The sequence below is a fragment of the Rhodopirellula halodulae genome (genome assembly GCF_020966775.1).
Taxonomy (GTDB): Bacteria; Planctomycetota; Planctomycetia; order Pirellulales; family Pirellulaceae; genus Rhodopirellula; species Rhodopirellula halodulae.
In genome coordinates this window covers 2053667-2070967 of record NZ_JAJKFV010000029.1, presented here as the reverse complement: position 1 = coordinate 2070967, position 17301 = coordinate 2053667, and the positions used below count along the sequence as shown (strand labels likewise).

The window sequence follows — 17301 nt, the reverse complement described above, 5'->3', positions numbered from 1 at the left end:
CGCCTTGTTTCGTGATGGATCACAAAATGTGTGGCCAAGTCACGCGCGTGAGGGTCGTTCAAAACCCCAAGACGCAGCCAAAGCGTCGGCCGCTTCCTCAATGTCCGTGATATCGCCCCAGCCACCATTTCGCAGAAACGCGTGGGCAAATTCGTGAGCGATCACATAGTGAGCAAATGCTTCCGGCAAATCGGCCAACTTGCTTCGCAGAATCACACAACGACTGCCGTTCCCACCGATACCGGGTGCGGGCATCAGGAACGACCAACCAACACCGGGAACGTAATTGTCGAGTTCGACTTGAAAGCGTTCATCGCTCAAAAAGTCCGTCTGCACATCTTCCGGCAATTGCTCCAGGACATGCAGAACCCGCTGCTGCAAAACGGGGAACTCCGCGAACGGTGCGATGTACTCGGTGAATGACATGGCAAACTTGGGATGATCAGCCGGGAAGTTTCGCAAACAGGTGAGATGGTTCGGAGCTGGCTTCGCAGGCTAAGCAAAAATTCCCTGAACCCCAAGAGCCCCAATCCCAAACGCCATCAATCACAACAACTCTGCAACCTGAGTCCGGGTTGAAACACGCGTAATCACGTCAGGACGAATTGACCTGCCGCTGGTAAGCTGGCGATATGAACGAACCAATTCCGCTGCCGACTGATCTGTTGCTCCCCACCGACGCGGAATCTGCGCTCGACGTGATTGCCGTGGGGGCACACCCCGATGATGTGGAAACGGCCTGTGGAGGAACGCTGGCAAAAATGGTTCGCCAGGGGTATCGGGTTGGCATCATCGACCTCACCGATGGGGAACCGACCCCGCATTGCCCTGATGTCGCAACGCGGCTTGCTGAATCCGTCCGCGCGGCCGAATGCTTGGGCGTTCATGCTCGCGTGCAGTTGAATTTGCCCAATCGGACGCTGATGGACGGGTTTGTTGCTCGCATTGCACTGGCACGTCAGTTCCGCCGTTTCCGGCCTCGGATCGTGATGGGGTTTGGCCAGAAGACTCCCATGGCGTCCCCGGATCATTGGCAAGCCATGCAGATCACCGATGCCGCCGTTTTCTACAGCCGCTTGTGTCGCTGGGACGAGCATTTTGATGGGGCGTCGGTGCACGCGGTCGCCCGGCAACTCTATTTCCGATTGGCGTTCGAATCGGATGTGATGCCGGGCGAGTCTCACCACCTGATCGTCGACATCGGGGACTGTCTGGAACAGAAATTGGCTTCCATCGCGGCATACGCATCCCAGTTCGACCACAAACCGAAGATCGCCGATCGTATTCGCGCGGCGGCATTGGTCACTGGATCCCAAGCGGGTTGCTGGGCCGGCGAATCCTTCGCGTCGGCGCATCCGTATTCAGTCAGCGATCTCGTTCGCACGGTGATGAGCGTCTGAATCCGCGTCCCAACGACTCCGATTCATGTTTCGGTTCAGAGTTGGGGCTGGTGCTGTTCGATTCCGGCGTGGTTTGTCACAATCGCCGGTCCGACGGTGAACCCCACGTCACGAAACGGAGTCGTGGGTGAAGCTGGAGTCCTTCATTCACTCAATGACAACAACATCCATGTCGCGTCGTCTGCTCGTTACCGCTGCTTTGCCCTACGCCAACGGCCCCATCCACATTGGGCACTTGGTCGAATACCTGCAAACGGACATTTGGGTTCGCTTCCAAAAACTGCGTGGCAATCGGTGTCTGTATATCTGTGCGGACGATACCCATGGCACGGCGATCATGATCCGTGCACGCAGCGAGGGGCGATCCGAGATTGAGTTGATTGAAGAAACAAGCGAAGCTCACCAGCGAGATTTTGCAGGCTTCGGAATCGAGTTCGATCACTACGGAAGCACCAACAGCGAAGAAAACCGAACCCTTTGTCACCAGATTTGGCAATCCCTTCGCGACGCGGACTTAGTAGTCGAGCGAAGCGTCGAACAACTCTACGACCCCGAGGCGGAAACGTTTCTCGCTGATCGCTTTGTTCGCGGCACATGCCCCAAATGTGGTTTGCCAGATCAGGCTGGCGACAACTGCAATTGCGGTCACACCTACAGCCCCACCGAACTGATCGATCCGGTCAGCACGCTCACGGGTGCGACGCCGGTCATTCGTGAAGCCGAACACTTATTCGTGCAGCTAGAAAAACTGCATGGGTTTCTGAATGAATGGGTTGCGGACAGTGGTGCCTTGCAACCGGAAACCGCCAACTATTTGAAAGGCCACTTCCTGGCCGAAGAATTGCGGGATTGGGACATCAGTCGCCCCGCTCCCTATTTCGGCTTTGAAATCCCCGACGCCCCCGGCAACTACTGGTACGTTTGGTTCGACGCGCCGATTGGATATATCGCCAGCACGCAACAGTGGTGCAACGCAAACGGCGAGCAGCTCGCGGATTGGTGGAAGAGTGATGACTGCGAAGTCCATCACTTTATCGGCAAAGACATCACGTATTTCCACACGCTGTTCTGGCCAGGCATGTTGAAGACGGCGGGCTTCTCGCTGCCGACGAAGGTCCACATTCACGGATTCCTGAATGTGAACGGCAAGAAGATGTCCAAACGAGATGGCACTTTCATCAAAGCCGAAACATTTCTGAAGCACATCGACCCATCGGCGCTGCGTTACTTCTACGCGACCAAATTGTCGTCACGTGTGGAAGACCTCGATCTTGGCGTCGACGAGTTCGTTGAAAAGGTCAACTCGGACTTGGTGGGCAAAGTCGTCAACCTTGCCAGTCGCGTGGGCAAGTTTGCAAACCGCACCGGCTTGTCGACCAGCTACCCGGACGACGGCGGATTATTCGCGGCGGCGGCGGCGAAAGGCGATGAGATCGCAACTGCCTATGAAGACGGCGAGTACGCCAAGGCCATGCGTTTGATCATGGAATTGGCCGATTCGGCAAATCCTTTTGTCGAACACGCCAAGCCGTGGGAAATGAACAAAGACGCCGACCGGCAAGATGAACTTCGGGACGTTTGCACGGTGGCACTGAATCTATTTCGTCAGTTGGCCGTTTACCTGGCCCCCGTGCTTCCCGAACTGGCGAACAAATGTGGCGACTTGCTCGGGGAACCGATCACGTCGTGGGAACAAAGCCAAACGCCACTGGTCGACCGTGGCGTTAATAAATTTCAACGTATGATGGACCGTGTCAAACTCGAGGATCTCGAAGCCATGATGGAAGAAAGCAAAGAAGAAGCGGCCAAAGAAGCCGACGCCGCTCCGACCAACGCATTCAATGACAGCGATCAGCCGCTGAAAGACGAACCACTCGCCGACGAAATCACCATTGATGATTTCATGAAAGTAGACCTTCGCGTCGCGCGGGTTTTGTCGGCGGAGCAAGTCCCGGAAGCCAACAAGCTGCTGAAGCTGACCCTGGGACTCGGTGGTGATGAAACTCGCCAAGTCTTCGCGGGCATCAAAGCCGCTTACGATCCAGAGAAACTGGTCGGACGTTTGGTGGTCATGGTGGCAAACCTAAAACCTCGCAAGATGCGATTTGGCCTCAGCGAAGGCATGGTCACCGCGGCAGGCCCGGGCGGTGAAGAAGTCTTCGTTCTGGGCATCGACGAAGGCGCTCAACCAGGTCAGCGAGTTCACTGATCGACGTAGCGTTTCACTCACATTCAACGCCTGGTTCGCGAACGCGAATTCGGGCGTTTTTCATTTCCGACCGAAGTCTGCTTCGATCGGCTCCACCGGATCATCGTTAGGCGGCGGATTGATTTCATGACGAATCCTTCGTTGAAAATCCTCATCGTTCATTGCCACTTTGAACGTGGCGGTGTGACTCAGGTGGTCGACAACCATGTGCACTGCTTGCGTGACGCGGATGAGATTACCGAAATCGCTTTGCTCAGCGGTCCTCGCCAATCAGGGCTGCAAGAGTCGACACGCAATGCAGTTCAGCTTTGGTCGCTTCAATCGTTGGAATACGACTCGCACCGCGAGATCAAGAACGACATTGAGACCGATGCCCGGACAACCGCCGAGGACATCGATCAACTTTGTCGACAATCGGATTGGAATCCCAACGAGGTCGTGGTTCATTGGCACAATCACAGCCTTGGCAAGAACGCCGCTTCGCCGCTGGTGGTCAAGCGTTTGGCTGCGATGGGGTACTCGTGCGTTTTGCACATCCATGATTTCGCGGAAGACCAACGCCCTGAGAATTGGGCCTATTTGCGAGACACCCTGCCGTGCCAATCTGCAACGGAACTCGACACGATCCTTTACCCCACCGGTCCGCGAATCTCTTATGCGACGCTGACAACAGGCGATGCCCGGACGCTCGTGCAATACGGCATCGATCGCTCGCGGGTGGACGTGTTGCCCAATAGCGTGCGATTGCCATCAAGTGAGCTGCCAGCATTCGAAACCGCCCGGCAGAAGGTCCGCCAAGCGTTTGACCTTCCCAGCGATTTTCAGTGGATGCTGTATCCCGTGCGTGGGATTCGCCGTAAGAACTTGGGCGAGTTTTTGCTGATGTGCCAACTCGCCGGTCGACCGGCGGTTGGGGCGATGACGCTGATGCCAACCACTCCGGTTGAAAAACGCTCCTACGAACGTTGGCGATCGATCGCCCATGAGTGCGTGGACAACGTTGTGTTTGACGCGGCACATCACCCCGACATCGAATTTACGGACAACCTCTCCGCTGCAACCACCGTTGTATCATCCAGCGTCGCGGAAGGATTCGGCATGGCGTTTTTGGAACCGTGGTTGGCATCGCGTTCCGTGGTCGCTCGAAATCTTCCGGGGGTAACAGCGGACTTCATCGATCGGGGCGTGCTGCTGGATCGTCTGTATGATTCCGTTCGCATCCCCGGCTCACCGGATTGGTTAGCCGGAGCAGAACAAGCGTTTCAGCTAGCGAAGCAAAAGGCTTGGCAGGGCGTGCTTACCGAAGCAGAACTCGGTTCTCAAGTGACTCAGCCCACTGCGGAGCAACATGACTGGATTGATTTCGCACGTTTGACACCCGACTTGCAAATCGAGGTGCTTCGAAAATTTGCCAGCGACGAAGGCTTTGCCCAAGAAGTCCGCCAGCGCAACCGCGATCTGGTGAATTGGCTCACCGAGCCGCTCGATCCCTCGGTGATTCAGCACAACCGATCGATCGTGCAAAGCGAATTCGGTTCAGCCAATCAACGCCAACAGTTGCTGAACCTGTACCGCAAGGCCGTCCAGAACGCAGACATCCCCGTGACCGAAGCCACGGGGAGTCGAGCGATGTTGCAATGGGTGGACCAGTCGCGGCCATTTTATCCCTGTCGCGTCGAGCGACTGGACACGTAGCCGATGCGTCGAATTAACGTCGTTCGCTGGTGGAGCGACGGGCCATTTGCTTTCCGCGAGGACGCACCAAGTAAACCTTGGGATCGTCCACGATGAACGAGGTGCTCCAGCGGCGACCATCGTCCGCACTGCAAATGTTGTAGAAGAAGGTCCGCATCCGCTCGGCTTCGTAACCGTAGGGGAATTGGCTGGTGATGTAGTCTTCTTCTGTCAGTTCGTCGATGCCGGGCGATGCATAGTAGTGCACCATCCCATCAGGCGTGACACTCATCCCCAAGGTCCACCAACCGGTCGTGGTAATCTGCGGTCCACGGAAATCGGCACCGCGTTGATTGCCGCGAATTCGAAGATATGCGTAGTCGTCCGTTCGCTTGCGGCTGTCGGCTTTGCTTTCGAACTCGACGAACATTCCGGGCCAGTAAATTTCGTTGCCCAGCTCTTTGCGTTTGAGTTTGAACAACCCGATTTCTTTTTCGATCATCGCGGTTGTTTCAAGCGCCAGACGGAATCCGAAATGCGGCCCACTGCGTTGCTCCCACTCGGCCACCGGTGGCAAGAAAACTCGCGTTGTCACGCTCGGAACTTCGGCCACGTCGATCCTTCGTTTCAAACGGTATTGAACGTTGGCGATGAAATCGTCTTGGTGCATCGTTCCGCTGGCGTTCCCGGGGATGCCAGTGAACTTGCTCCGCATCAGGAGAGCACCTTCGCTGCCGGGCAAACCTCCGGCGGGAGTCGGCACACGCTGAACCACATCGGGGTGACCGCGTTTGATTCCTTCGTACCAACGACCGTTCGTGCTTTTCCCCATCGGGGCACGTTGGTTCTCGTCGATGTCTTCCGTACTCTTGGGATTGTTGGGAATGTAGTTCCACGACTCATCCTCGAAGTCGTCGGCGACACCCACCAATTCCGTGCCTGTGCCTGGCACAACAGGACGCTGCGCGTTGACGGTGTCTCCCCCCAAGACTCCCGTCAACGCCGCAACACCAGCGAAGATGGCTGTTCGCCATCGACGCACCACCGGCTCCTGGTTGTCCACCGGCTCCATGATCCGCGTTGCGAATCGGTTGGCCCAACATTGAATGTTGCTCATTGCTACGTCCGTCACTTCCGTTCCGACAGGATTGAAATGGACATGGATCGCGGCCAGAACGACAGTGCCGTGGGCGAAACGATGATCCATGACGGAGGCCCCCCTCCAACCGGAACAATCGGCATATTCTTCCTCGGACTCCATCGGAACCTGATTGCCGGTGAAAGTTTGTTGAAGATCCGCCACCGTGGCGGGATCCAACCAGCCTTCCAACCTTCACGACCGACAGAACTGGTCAGATCGCTACAGCCAACCTGAAACTGCTGAGACAGTCATGATTCCGACTTTCAGTTGCTCGTTTTTCGCGGGATCCAAACTATGGTTGGTTGTGTCGGAGGGACGCACTCTGCACCATGATCTACCCGAATATTAAGCGTCCCCCCGTGCGAGGCGTGGTCGGTTCTTCGGAGCCGGCCTCGCCTTTTTTTACAGCTGACGCGACGCACGGCCAGCGTCTGCCGAATCGCACGAAGTCATGCGAGGGTGGGCCTGGACGCTTTGGATGGCGTTCAAAACCCCGCTGATCCCGGAATTTCGTTGACGAACGGTGATGATCCGGTGAATAATGAGTCTCCGTGAAACGCCATCGTTTCGCTCCTTTTCGGCCCGACTCTTTTCACCGAGGGTGTTCTTTTGCGACACGCCACCTCCACATCATCCAATTCCTATGCATCTGGCTCCAACGCATCTGGACGTGCTGTTGCGATCGCATTGGCGGAATCCAGCGATGCACGTGCCCAATCGCAACGCGTGAAACGGATCTGGATCTTGTGTGCCGCCGTTGTCATTTGCTGGTTACTCAGCAATGTCGCCTCGGCACAGCAGTACGCGACGATCAACCTGCCCGCAGAACAAGTGACGCCCGAGAGAATCGCCGAACGTGAGCGGGCGGCAAAGACGCTGGCGACCACTCGCAAACTGGAGCAGATGTCGGCTGGCGAAAAAAAGAATGCCGAGATTTACATGCAACACATCGTTCCGTACTTGATGGTTCGAAAAGAGAACCTCAACAAAATCGGGCCGATGCTGTCTTCGCTGGAAAAGTCCCTCAACACGGCACAGAGAATCAACAATCCTGGAAAGGGCGAATTCCTGAAGCATCTTTACGTTGGGATGTCAAAGGTTGCCAAAGGCAACTACATCCCGGCAGCGCGGATCAACGCCATTTTGGTGTTGGGACGCTTGGATTACACACCGTATGACGGAACGACGGGACGCCCACCGGTTCCTTTGGCTGCTCGCGTCGGGCCAGCATTTGATCAGTTGGTCGCACTGTATGAAAACGAACAAGAAGTCGACGGCGTCCGCGCCGCAGCATTGCAATCGCTGCACCGGACAACGATGTACGGCTTTCCCTACATGCAAGATGCATCCAAAGCCAAGCTGTCCACACTGATGACGCAACTGCTGGAATCACCCGCACCCGAAGGCCGCGACCCGAAAGCTCATGCTTACCTGCAACGTTCCGCGGTCGACATTCTGCATTACTTGAGCACGCCTCAAGACACCGACCTGGGCAAGCAACTGATCTCCATCAGCACGGACGAAGAGAAGCCCGATCTGATTGCTCTCTACTCGGCCGAGCAGATCGGTCAAATGACCAGTCAATTGGACGGACAGGTCGCTGACGTGGATGGCGTGCTGAAGAGTTGGACTCGACGAGCATTCGACACGGTCGAGTCGGAACTCCAACGATTGAAAGCGTTGGACCGCACTCGCAAGACCGCTGTGAAACAACCCCCAAGCCCCGAATCATTCTTGGGTCTGAAGGAGAGCAAGAAAAAGAAAGACAAAGCCCGCAGCAGTGCCATGCGAGGCGGCATGGGAATGGGCATGGAAGACATGATGATGAGTGGCATGGAAATGGACATGGGCATGGAAGACAGCATGATGAGCGGCATGGAAATGGACATGGGTATGGAAGACATGATGATGAGCGGTATGGGCATGATGGGCCGCATGCCGGCCGCTAAACCTCAACCACCCGAAGTGTCTCTTTCCCGACGACGTATTACAAAGGTTCTGCAGCAGGTGCTTCGTGGAGCCGCCGGAACACCACTGGCCGAAGTTCCCGAAGATCCTTCTGGATTGCTCGCCGGAGTATCGGACGAAAACAAAAAGATCGTTCAAGATTGGATCAACGACATCAAACCCGTCGCAGACGCAATCAACGACGATCAACTGGATGACCAAAAGAAGTGGATCGAATCGCTCGAAGAACAACGCATTGTGCTAGCCGATCTCGCCGGCGTTGAGCTGGAAGATGCGGACAACGATTTGGGCGATGACGGCATGGGACCGCTGAATGGTGGTTTGCCTGTGTTTGGTTTACCCGGTGCCGGCCTTCCTGGAGCTGGTCTGCCCGATGCTGGACTGCCCGGTGCTGGTCTGCCCGGTGCTGGCTTGCCCGACGCGGGTTTGCCAGAAGCGGAAGACGGGCTTCCCGGAGCCGCCCCTGCAGCGGGCCTGCCCGGTGTGAACTAAAGGCAGAAAGCTTCAATTGAATTTGAAAAAGAACGCTGGTCCAAATGGGCCAGCGTTTTTTGTTGGCGGGAAGTTCCCACGCCCGCGAGCTTCATTGTTGACTCCCCCTCACAGCCCCGTCTGATCCAAAGCTTCGCAGCCTGACATCACGCCGAGATCTTGAACGGATGCCGGGGGAACGTCATGCTGCGCCAGGCCGTGAATGTCACAACCACGCCAAGAGCATCAATCCTCGATGGTGTGTTTCGTGGCCCCACTTTTCGCACTCTCTTCTCTCAATGTGGCTCTTCGCATGCAACGAATGAAACGGATTTTCACCGCATCCCACACGCTCTTTACAACTCGCGAACTGCTCTTCGCATTGATGATTCTCACAAGCGGGTTCGGCTTGGTGCATTCGGTCGACGCGGAGGATTGGCTGCAGTGGCGTGGCCCCGAAGCGAATAACCACGCACCCGATGGTGCCGATGCTCCCGTCCGTTGGAACATCGACCGCGGCGAGAACGTGGTTTGGAAGACCGCGATTCCCGGCCGAGGCCACTCAACACCCATCGTGGTCGCAGACGCGATTTTCCTGACGACCGCCGTGAAGGACGACGAGACACAACGACTCTTGAAATTTGATCGCAGCACCGGTCGTTTGCTAGACAACTGGGTCATTCATCAAGGAACCCTGCCCGGACGCATTCACTCGAACAACTCCCATGCTTCCCCCAGCCCTGCCTCGGACGGTCAGAACGTTTACGTTTCCTTCCACACGGACGATGCAATCGTCGTGACGTCTGTGACAACCGACGGACAACAGAATTGGCAACAACGTGTTTCGGCGTATCGTCCCTCACGGTTCCAATTCGGATATGGCGCCAGCCCGATCCTGGTGGATGACCTGCTGATCGTCGCCGCAGAATATGATGGATCGGAAAGCTGTTTGGCGGCGTTGGATACGCGCACCGGAAAGACACGGTGGCGCGTCGACCGGCCATCCAATTTGAACTTCGCGACGCCCATCGCCACGACGATCGGCGGCCAACCGATGGTGCTGATTTCCGGTGCGGACATGATCAACGCCTACGATCCACAAACTGGACGAGAGCTTTGGCGTGTCGACACCGCCACCGCGGCGATTTGCGGGACTGTCGTCTGGGACGATCGTCGCGTGATCACCAGTGGCGGCAATCCTGGATCCGGAACTTGGTGCGTGCTCGGCGACGGCAGCGCAAACGACGTTCAATGGGAAAACAACGTCAAGTGCTACGAGCAATCACTTCTCACGATTCCAAACTATGTTTTCGGAGTCGCAGACTCGGGTGTCGCGTATTGCTGGCGGACCATGGATGGGAAACGCATGTGGCAATCCAGGCTGTTCGGCGGAGGCATCAGCTCATCGCCGACGTTGGTCAATGGACGGGTTTATGTTGGATCGGAGGATGGAGAGATCTTTGTCTTCAAAGCCAGCCCCGACCGTTTCGATCTGTTGGCGACCAACCAAACCGGCAATTCCTTCTTTGCCACGCCAGTTCCCATTGATGATCGTCTGTTACTGCGAACGGCGGTCGGAACGGGCGGGAATCGCCAGGAGTACCTGATCGCGGTTGGAACTCGATGAGACTCAAACGAAGCTGCACTCAAACACTGCGGCGACTTTGACGGTTGGGCAATTTTCTCTAAAGAGACAACCGGTAACGGTCGATTATGCTTTCATGCGATCGATCCATTCCCATTTCCGAACCGCCAACATCGTCGCCGCAGCCGTGCGAATGCTGATGGTGCTGGCATGTGTCAGTTGCTTCGGCGGCTGCGTGGCATTGGGGGTCCCGAGCGAGCGTTTGCATGATCCCGACGATCACGGTGGTTTCTTCGGCGATTGGCGGCGAGGTCGCCCGCACAGCAACGCCCAGCACACCCAAAATCTGATCGAAGACGGAGCGGTCATTGTGCCCACCGACGGCCACGGAGTGCTTTGCGAATCGGGCGGATGTGAATCCTCTCAATCTTTTGTCGCCGGCTCGGGTGTCCTCGACGGCGTTTCGCCGATGGACCTGGACCCAATAACCGGGGAGCGGTTCGTCGAGCAGGAAAAGCCACCCGAAGTGCCGTGGCCCCGTTTTCATCCCGTTCCGACACGTCCCGTGTTTGGAACCGGCTTGGTTGCCGATCCGCAGCCTGGGATTTAGGCTTGGCGGCTGTCCACCGCGTGTTGCTCGAATTGCAATCGCTCTTTGCCTAGCAATGCACCGATCGCGGACGTCACGTTCTCGACGCGAAGCGTAATTCGTAACAACGCTAGCAAAGCGATTCGACAAGCATTCCAGCAATTCTGCCCTCCCATCCAATTTGAAGCCGATCCTCCATCCATGACGCCGCTGAAAAACCTGTTTGATTCTCTGCGTGGCCAAAATCGCAAAGCTCTGATGCCGTTTTTGACCACGGGTGATCCGAACGTCGAAACGACGGAAGCGGTCATCGCGGCGGCTCGACGAAACGGAGCGGATCTGTGCGAAGTCGGTGTGCCCTACAGCGATCCAATCGCGGACGGTCCGGTCATCCAAGCTTCCTACCAACGGGCGTTGGACGCTGGTTTCAAACTGCAAGACCTGTGGAACTTGGGCGGCCGGCTGAGCAAGAATTCCGACACGCAACCCATGCCTCGTGTCACGATGGTCAGCTACTCGATCATCTATCGCATTGGGATGCAAAACTACATCGAAAAAGCGATGCAAGCCGGATACTGCGGTGCCATTGTTCCCGACCTGTTGGTCGAAGAAGCCGACGAGCTCAGCGGCCATTGTCAGAAAGCCGGATTCGACCTAATCCAGCTCGTAACCCCAACCACCACGCGAGATCGCCAATGTCGAATCGCTGAGCTTTCCAGTGGTTTCTTGTACTACGTTTCTGTCACGGGAATCACTGGCGAGCGAACAACGCTGCCCACGAACTTGGTCGACAATGTCGGTTGGTTGCGAGAGCAAACGGATTTGCCGATCTGCATCGGCTTTGGAATCAGCGGTCCCGAAACGGCTGCCAAGCTAGCTCCCGTGTCCGATGGTTTGATCGTCGGATCCGCCATCGTTCGTCGAGTTGCCTCCGCGGTGCAACAGGCTGAAGCGGATGGAAAAGATCCCGTCCAAGCCGCCGCTGATGAAGCCGGAACATTCTGCCAGACGCTCCGGGAAGCGATCGACGCAGCCTGATCGTCGGCTCCGCTTTCGAAGCCGCGAAGTCTCAGACGCTGGTCAGATCAGCGATTCGGTGCTCGCCACTGAACCGGACGATCAGCCGTCGAGAAGCTTGGCTGATTCGCGGCAGGTTGTGAGCCGACCGAATTGTTTTGCATTGTGGTCGCAGCAACGGGCGTATTAGCTTGGAACGAATCCGACGCCCCGGCAACCGGCGCCGACGCTGTGTTCCACTGGGCACTTTCGGACGCCGATTGGGTTGGCTGCATCGGCACCAGTTGACTGACCGGCAATTGACCGGGTTGAACCGTGCTCCCCGCGTTGATCTGCGTGTTTGCCGGATAGCCAGCGGCCATGTTCATGGCGGTGGAATTGCCGTAGTTCATCGCACCCGAGGGCATTGTTCCCGAAGGAACGTATCCTGGAGGAGGAGGCGCTGTGGTCAAGTCGATCACTGGCATGCCACCGCTGCGAGGCCCCGTTGATGGAGCCGATACAGCCGAAGTCGGTTGGACCGAGTTCGTTTCCACCCACTGGGGCGTAGGACTCGCCGACGAAGAACTGTCAAAGGTGCCACCGGCTTGCATGACGCCGGAACCCACTGCACTGTCCGCCGTGTGACTCATCGGAACGATGCCGCTGGCGGAAGAGTTGTATGGCATGGTCGGTGCGTAGGTGGATGCGGACGTCGCACCGGTCACACTGCCGTAGGATCCCGTGGCCGGCGGTGGGACTCGCGCCGAAGCACCGAACGGCCCGAGCGTGGGCAAGGTCGGATTTTGCACTGGCGTTTGCCCAGGTTGCAGCATGCTGATTGGTGCAGCCGTCGTCCCGCTGGTTTGCTGGCATCCCGCCAACAGGCCGAGCGTCGCTAACGCGGAAAGACCGACACACGTTCGCCCGAGGGTGAGTCTTGCTGTCCAATTGAATCGCATTGGGAACGCCCGATTGCGTGAGATCTGATGCAGAGAATTAGCAAAACGAGCGTATCTCGTCCGCTACCTCCTCGGGCTTTAACAAAACTGCGAAGTTTCTCGAAAGACCGGAATCCACATTCCCAGTCGTTCATTCAAAGCTCCCGCTCAAAGCAAATGCCGCAAGGCAGGCGTTTCAGATGGAAACACCTGCTCGGACACTGGACCACTCAAAAATCGAGTCGTTCCCAACCAACTTGGATCCTCGATGAATCCAGCCTTGGTTGCTCAGCTTCGGTTGGCGGAGCCGCGATCCGAAAGGGGAGCTTCTTCGCGGTGAACGATCTTCGCTTTGGGCTTCTCGGTGACCGTGCCAGGAACGAGCCATGGACCTCGACTGTGCTCTTCAATCAACCGCAACAGTTCGTCGCTGTCGATCGCTTCAACCTCCAACAATCGCTGCGTCACGGCTTCCAGCACATCCCGCCGCTGCTCCAAAATTTCGCGTGTTTGAGCCAGCATGTCGTCGACAATTCGCGAGACTTCTTTGTCGATCATCTTGGCCATTTCGTCGCTGTGCATGACCTGATATTCGCCACCGCCGGAACCTGCCAAGAACGGGCTACGCGTGTTGCGACGCAGATTGATTCGTCCCAGACGACTCATGCCATAATCCATGACCATGCTGCGAGCGGTTTCGGTGCAACGTTCCAGGTCGTTCTGGGCTCCGGTGCTGATGTCTTGAAAAATCATCTCTTCCGCCAACGTCCCAGCCAACATGACTTTCATTTGGCTTTCCAGCTCGCTCTTCGTCATCAAAAAGCGTTCGGTTTCGGGACGCTGCATCATGTAGCCCAAGGCAGCCAATCCTCGCGGAATGATGCTGACTTTGTGAACCGGATCCGTGTTAGGCAACGCGGCGGCCACCAAGGCATGCCCTGACTCGTGGTAGGCGACACGAATCTTTTCGTCTTCGTTCATCACGCGTTTCTTCTTTTCCAACCCAGCCGTGACGCGTTCAACGGCTTCGTTGAATTCTTCCATGGCCACGGCCGGTTTGCCATTCCGAGCCGCCAGCAAGGCCGCTTCGTTGACGAGATTCGCCAGATCCGCACCGACAAATCCGCTGGTGATCGACGCGATGCCTTTGAGTTCCACTGACTCATCGAGCTTCACGTTTTTGACGTGCACACCGAGAATCTCTTCGCGTCCCGCGACGTCGGGTCGGTCGACCAAGACATGTCGATCAAAACGCCCAGGTCGCAGCAAGGCGGGGTCCAGCGTTTCCGGCCGGTTGGTCGCCGCCACCACAATCACGCCAGAGTTGGAATCAAATCCATCCATCTCCACCAACAACGCGTTCAAGGTTTGTTCGCGTTCATCGTGACCCCCGACAACACTGCCGCTGCGGCTTTTCCCGAGAGCGTCCAACTCGTCGATAAAGATGATGCAGGGAGCTCGATTGACGGCTTGTTGGAACATGTCTCGCACGCGAGCCGCTCCGACACCGACGAACATCTCGACGAAGTCACTGCCGGACAGGCTGAAGAACGGCACCCCGGCTTCGCCCGCAATGGCTTTGGCCAACAATGTCTTTCCCGTTCCCGGAGGGCCAACGAGCAGGACACCTTTGGGAATGCGTCCGCCCAGATTGTGATACTTGTCGCTGTTCTTCAGGAAATCGACCACTTCACGGACTTCATCGACCGCTTCTTCAATCCCGGCCACGTCCTCAAACGTGGTGGGCAGATCATCTTCGCTGTACAGCTTGCCACGGCTTCGCGAGAAAGACATCGGCGATCCAACACCGCCCATGCGTTTCAACATCACGATCCCCAGTGCGACCAGCACACCGATCATCAACAGCTCGGGCCAATGATTTTCCAGAAAGCGGCTCGGCCGGTCATTGTCCCAATCGACCCCGGAAGCTTCCAGCAGTCCCTGCAGCTCGGCCGCAATCACGTCATTGGGATAGCCACGAATGGTGACGAAATTGACTTCTTCTGCCGCGGCGTTTTCGCTTGGATGGTTCGGGGTGAACGCACGGAAAAAGACCTTCCCGGTGATCCGGTCATCGGCCACCAACACGTTGCTCAAACGACTGAATTCGTGGAACACGTTCTCTTTTGTGCTGCTTTCAACCACGACAGCGGGAATCGTGGCGTCGTCTTCAGTCGAGTTGGCGGACTCATCCGAACTCGTTTCGATGGCGTCTGATGTTTCACGGGAGACAATGGTTTCGTCGGAGACGTTGGTTTCACCAGACGCATCGGCATCGGTTACGTTGCTGTCGGTGCGGAATTCGGCTTCTTTCGCCAGCAGTTCCTTCAAATGGGGGTAGGCCAAACGCCGACGATTGTCGCTGAACAAAAACGCGCTCAGGACCACGGCGGCGGTCACGGCCAACAAAACCAGCCAGACATTGCCTCCGCTGCGATTCTCGGAAGATCCCCCGCGTTTCGACTTTGGTTCGTTGCTCATTGCGTCCCAATGGTTTCCGTTTGAAGAAGATTTGGCTGCTGGACCGAGGATTCACGATCGAGACAGAGGTTCCACTATCGATTCTGCCCCGGCAGATCCCAGACCACCCCACTTTCACGCCCGTGAAAATCTCGCGATGCAACACGTCTGGGTGGCTTATTCGGATTGTTCTGGCAGGTCCGTTCCCCCATGATACGGCCCCTGACACCCTGGACAATCATTCTCGTGACATCCCCGCACCCCACCGCTCGCCCCATGGATTCGAATTCGACTGGCGAAACGTCTCCAGCCGAAAAGCCCGGCGAGGTTCGCGATCCCCGCAAAGACGATTCACGGAAATCCAGCGTCCAAGCGAACAGCTCTTCCTCCGGCATCTCCAGTCCTCGGCCTGTCCAACGCGTCGCGGTTTTGGGAGCGACGGGCAGCATCGGCGTGGCGACGTTGGACGTCATCCAAAATCTGCATCGGTGTGACCCGGTCCACGATTGGCAAGTCGCCAGCCTGTCGGGTCACTCGCAAATCGATTCCTTGGTCAGTTTGGCAGCGGATTGTCACGTCGCACCGGAACGGATTGTCGTTTCCGATCCTGAAAAACAGGCGGAGGCCGCCAGGGCACTGAATTCCGCCAAAATCAGAACCAACAGCGAAGACTCACCGAACCGATCCGGTCTCGACTGCGGGTTGGACGTGGGCTCCGAGGCGTTGGTTCGAGCCGCCACGGAAAAAGACGTCGATGTGGTGGTTGCCGCCATCGTCGGCCGAGCCGGACTGGAATCCACTTTGGCCGCCGTCCATGCGGGCAAACGAGTCGCCTTGGCCAACAAAGAAACATTGGTGGTGGCCGGACCGGTCGTCACGCAAGCGGTCCAGAACAACGGAGCGGAGTTGCTTCCGGTCGACAGCGAACACTCCGCCATTTTTCAATGTTTGGCCGAATCCCGCGCCCGCAAATCGCAAACGCCCGCCGGCTCCGACGCCCCAACGGATCTCGCCGCAAAGCCAGCCCCGACAACCAATTGGCCCGGCGTTCGTCGGTTGATCCTGACGGCCAGCGGTGGCCCTTTTCGCGACTGGACCACGGCACAAATGCGTGACGCCACGGTCGAACAAGCCCTCGCCCACCCGACATGGAAAATGGGGGCCAAGATCACGATTGATTCGGCCTCCATGATGAACAAGGCATTGGAAGTCATCGAGGCGAAATGGTTGTTCGACGTGCCGGCCGACAAAATCGAGGTCGTCGTGCACCCTCAATCCCTGATTCACTCGTTTGTTGAATTTGAAGACGGCAGTCTGATCGCCCAAATCAGCCCGCCTGACATGCGAATGCCCATTCAGTACGCGTTGACCTACCCGCGTCGTTTGCCGTGCCCGTCGCCGTCCTTGGACCGCACTTCGCCGTGGGACATGACGCTTTGCCCCGCCGATCCCGAACGTTTTCCCGCGTTGGCCCTCGGTTTCGAAGTGGCTCGCGTCGGCGGAACCGCCGGTGCGGTGGTCAATGCCGCCAACGAGACCGCAGTCGATCTGTTCCTACAGCGTCAAATTCGCTTTACTGACATCCCCGAACTGTGCCGCAGGACGTTGCAGGACCATCATCACGAATCCTCACCAACGCTAGATCAACTGCTAAAATTGGATGTTTGGGCTCGATCGCACGCTGAAAAGCTGGCTGGGTCCAAATAGGCTCCCCGTTCGGGAACGCGAAATCCGGTTGGTCAATTCATCGCCTCATCACGGGCGTGCGTGCCACAACACCGGATCTCCAATGAACTTCCAACATCAAACTCCCATACATTCAACGTGGCCGCGTTAGGTCCCCCTGCGGAAATCACTTTTTCATCAC

General features: G+C 57.0%; 12 protein-coding genes. 8 read left to right on the top strand and 4 right to left on the bottom strand.

The window, feature by feature from the left end:
* Positions 1-39 precede the first annotated feature (39 nt).
* A complete protein-coding gene (locus tag LOC70_RS20490) occupies positions 40-426 on the bottom strand; it encodes a hypothetical protein (protein ID WP_230255832.1) in 387 nt (128 codons plus the stop codon).
* 206 nt (positions 427-632) lie between these two features.
* Between LOC70_RS20490 and LOC70_RS20485 the strand changes: the two genes are divergently transcribed.
* From LOC70_RS20485 to LOC70_RS20475, 3 genes are all read left to right on the top strand, one after another.
* On the top strand, positions 633-1400 hold the full coding sequence (locus tag LOC70_RS20485; protein WP_230255831.1) for a PIG-L family deacetylase: 768 nt from the start codon (positions 633-635) through the stop codon (positions 1398-1400).
* A gap of 127 nt (positions 1401-1527) precedes the next feature.
* On the top strand, positions 1528-3609 hold the full coding sequence (gene metG / locus LOC70_RS20480; protein ID WP_315857288.1) for a methionine--tRNA ligase: 2082 nt from the start codon (positions 1528-1530) through the stop codon (positions 3607-3609).
* Between the two features lie 126 nt (positions 3610-3735).
* The gene (locus LOC70_RS20475) at positions 3736-5304 is read left to right on the top strand and encodes a hypothetical protein (protein ID WP_230255830.1); all 1569 of its coding nucleotides are present in this window, start codon (positions 3736-3738) and stop codon (positions 5302-5304) included.
* Positions 5305-5317: 13 nt separating this feature from the next.
* Here LOC70_RS20475 and LOC70_RS20470 read toward each other — a convergent pair whose 3' ends face one another.
* A complete protein-coding gene (locus LOC70_RS20470) occupies positions 5318-6490 on the bottom strand; it encodes a hypothetical protein (RefSeq protein ID WP_230255829.1) in 1173 nt (390 codons plus the stop codon).
* Between the two features lie 660 nt (positions 6491-7150).
* Here LOC70_RS20470 and LOC70_RS20465 point away from each other — a divergent pair.
* The 4 genes from LOC70_RS20465 (at position 7151) to trpA (ending at position 12075) form a co-directional block, all read left to right on the top strand.
* Complete coding sequence (locus LOC70_RS20465) at positions 7151-8884, top strand: hypothetical protein (protein WP_230255828.1); 1734 nt, start codon at positions 7151-7153, stop codon at positions 8882-8884.
* A gap of 301 nt (positions 8885-9185) precedes the next feature.
* Positions 9186-10490 carry an outer membrane protein assembly factor BamB family protein gene (locus LOC70_RS20460; RefSeq protein WP_230255827.1) on the top strand — a complete coding sequence of 435 codons (1305 nt, stop codon included), beginning with the start codon at positions 9186-9188 and terminating at the stop codon, positions 10488-10490.
* 94 nt (positions 10491-10584) lie between these two features.
* Positions 10585-11058: a hypothetical protein gene (locus LOC70_RS20455; RefSeq protein ID WP_230255826.1), complete on the top strand. Its 474-nt coding sequence runs from the start codon at positions 10585-10587 to the stop codon at positions 11056-11058.
* 180 nt (positions 11059-11238) lie between these two features.
* Positions 11239-12075 (top strand): tryptophan synthase subunit alpha, encoded by an 837-nt coding sequence (trpA, locus tag LOC70_RS20450; protein ID WP_230255825.1) that lies wholly within the window; start codon positions 11239-11241, stop codon positions 12073-12075.
* A 47-nt stretch (positions 12076-12122) separates the two neighbouring features.
* On the opposite strand, the gene LOC70_RS20445 is transcribed toward trpA, so the two are convergent.
* Both LOC70_RS20445 and ftsH read right to left on the bottom strand, forming a co-directional pair.
* Positions 12123-12995, bottom strand: coding sequence for a hypothetical protein (locus LOC70_RS20445; protein ID WP_230255824.1), 873 nt, complete (start codon positions 12993-12995; stop codon positions 12123-12125).
* Positions 12996-13262: 267 nt separating this feature from the next.
* Positions 13263-15455 carry an ATP-dependent zinc metalloprotease FtsH gene (ftsH, locus tag LOC70_RS20440; RefSeq protein ID WP_230255823.1) on the bottom strand — a complete coding sequence of 731 codons (2193 nt, stop codon included), beginning with the start codon at positions 15453-15455 and terminating at the stop codon, positions 13263-13265.
* 225 nt (positions 15456-15680) lie between these two features.
* Between ftsH and dxr the strand changes: the two genes are divergently transcribed.
* Positions 15681-17141, top strand: a complete 1461-nt coding sequence (gene dxr / locus LOC70_RS20435) for a 1-deoxy-D-xylulose-5-phosphate reductoisomerase (protein WP_390889063.1) — start codon at positions 15681-15683, stop codon at positions 17139-17141.
* Positions 17142-17301 lie beyond the last annotated feature (160 nt).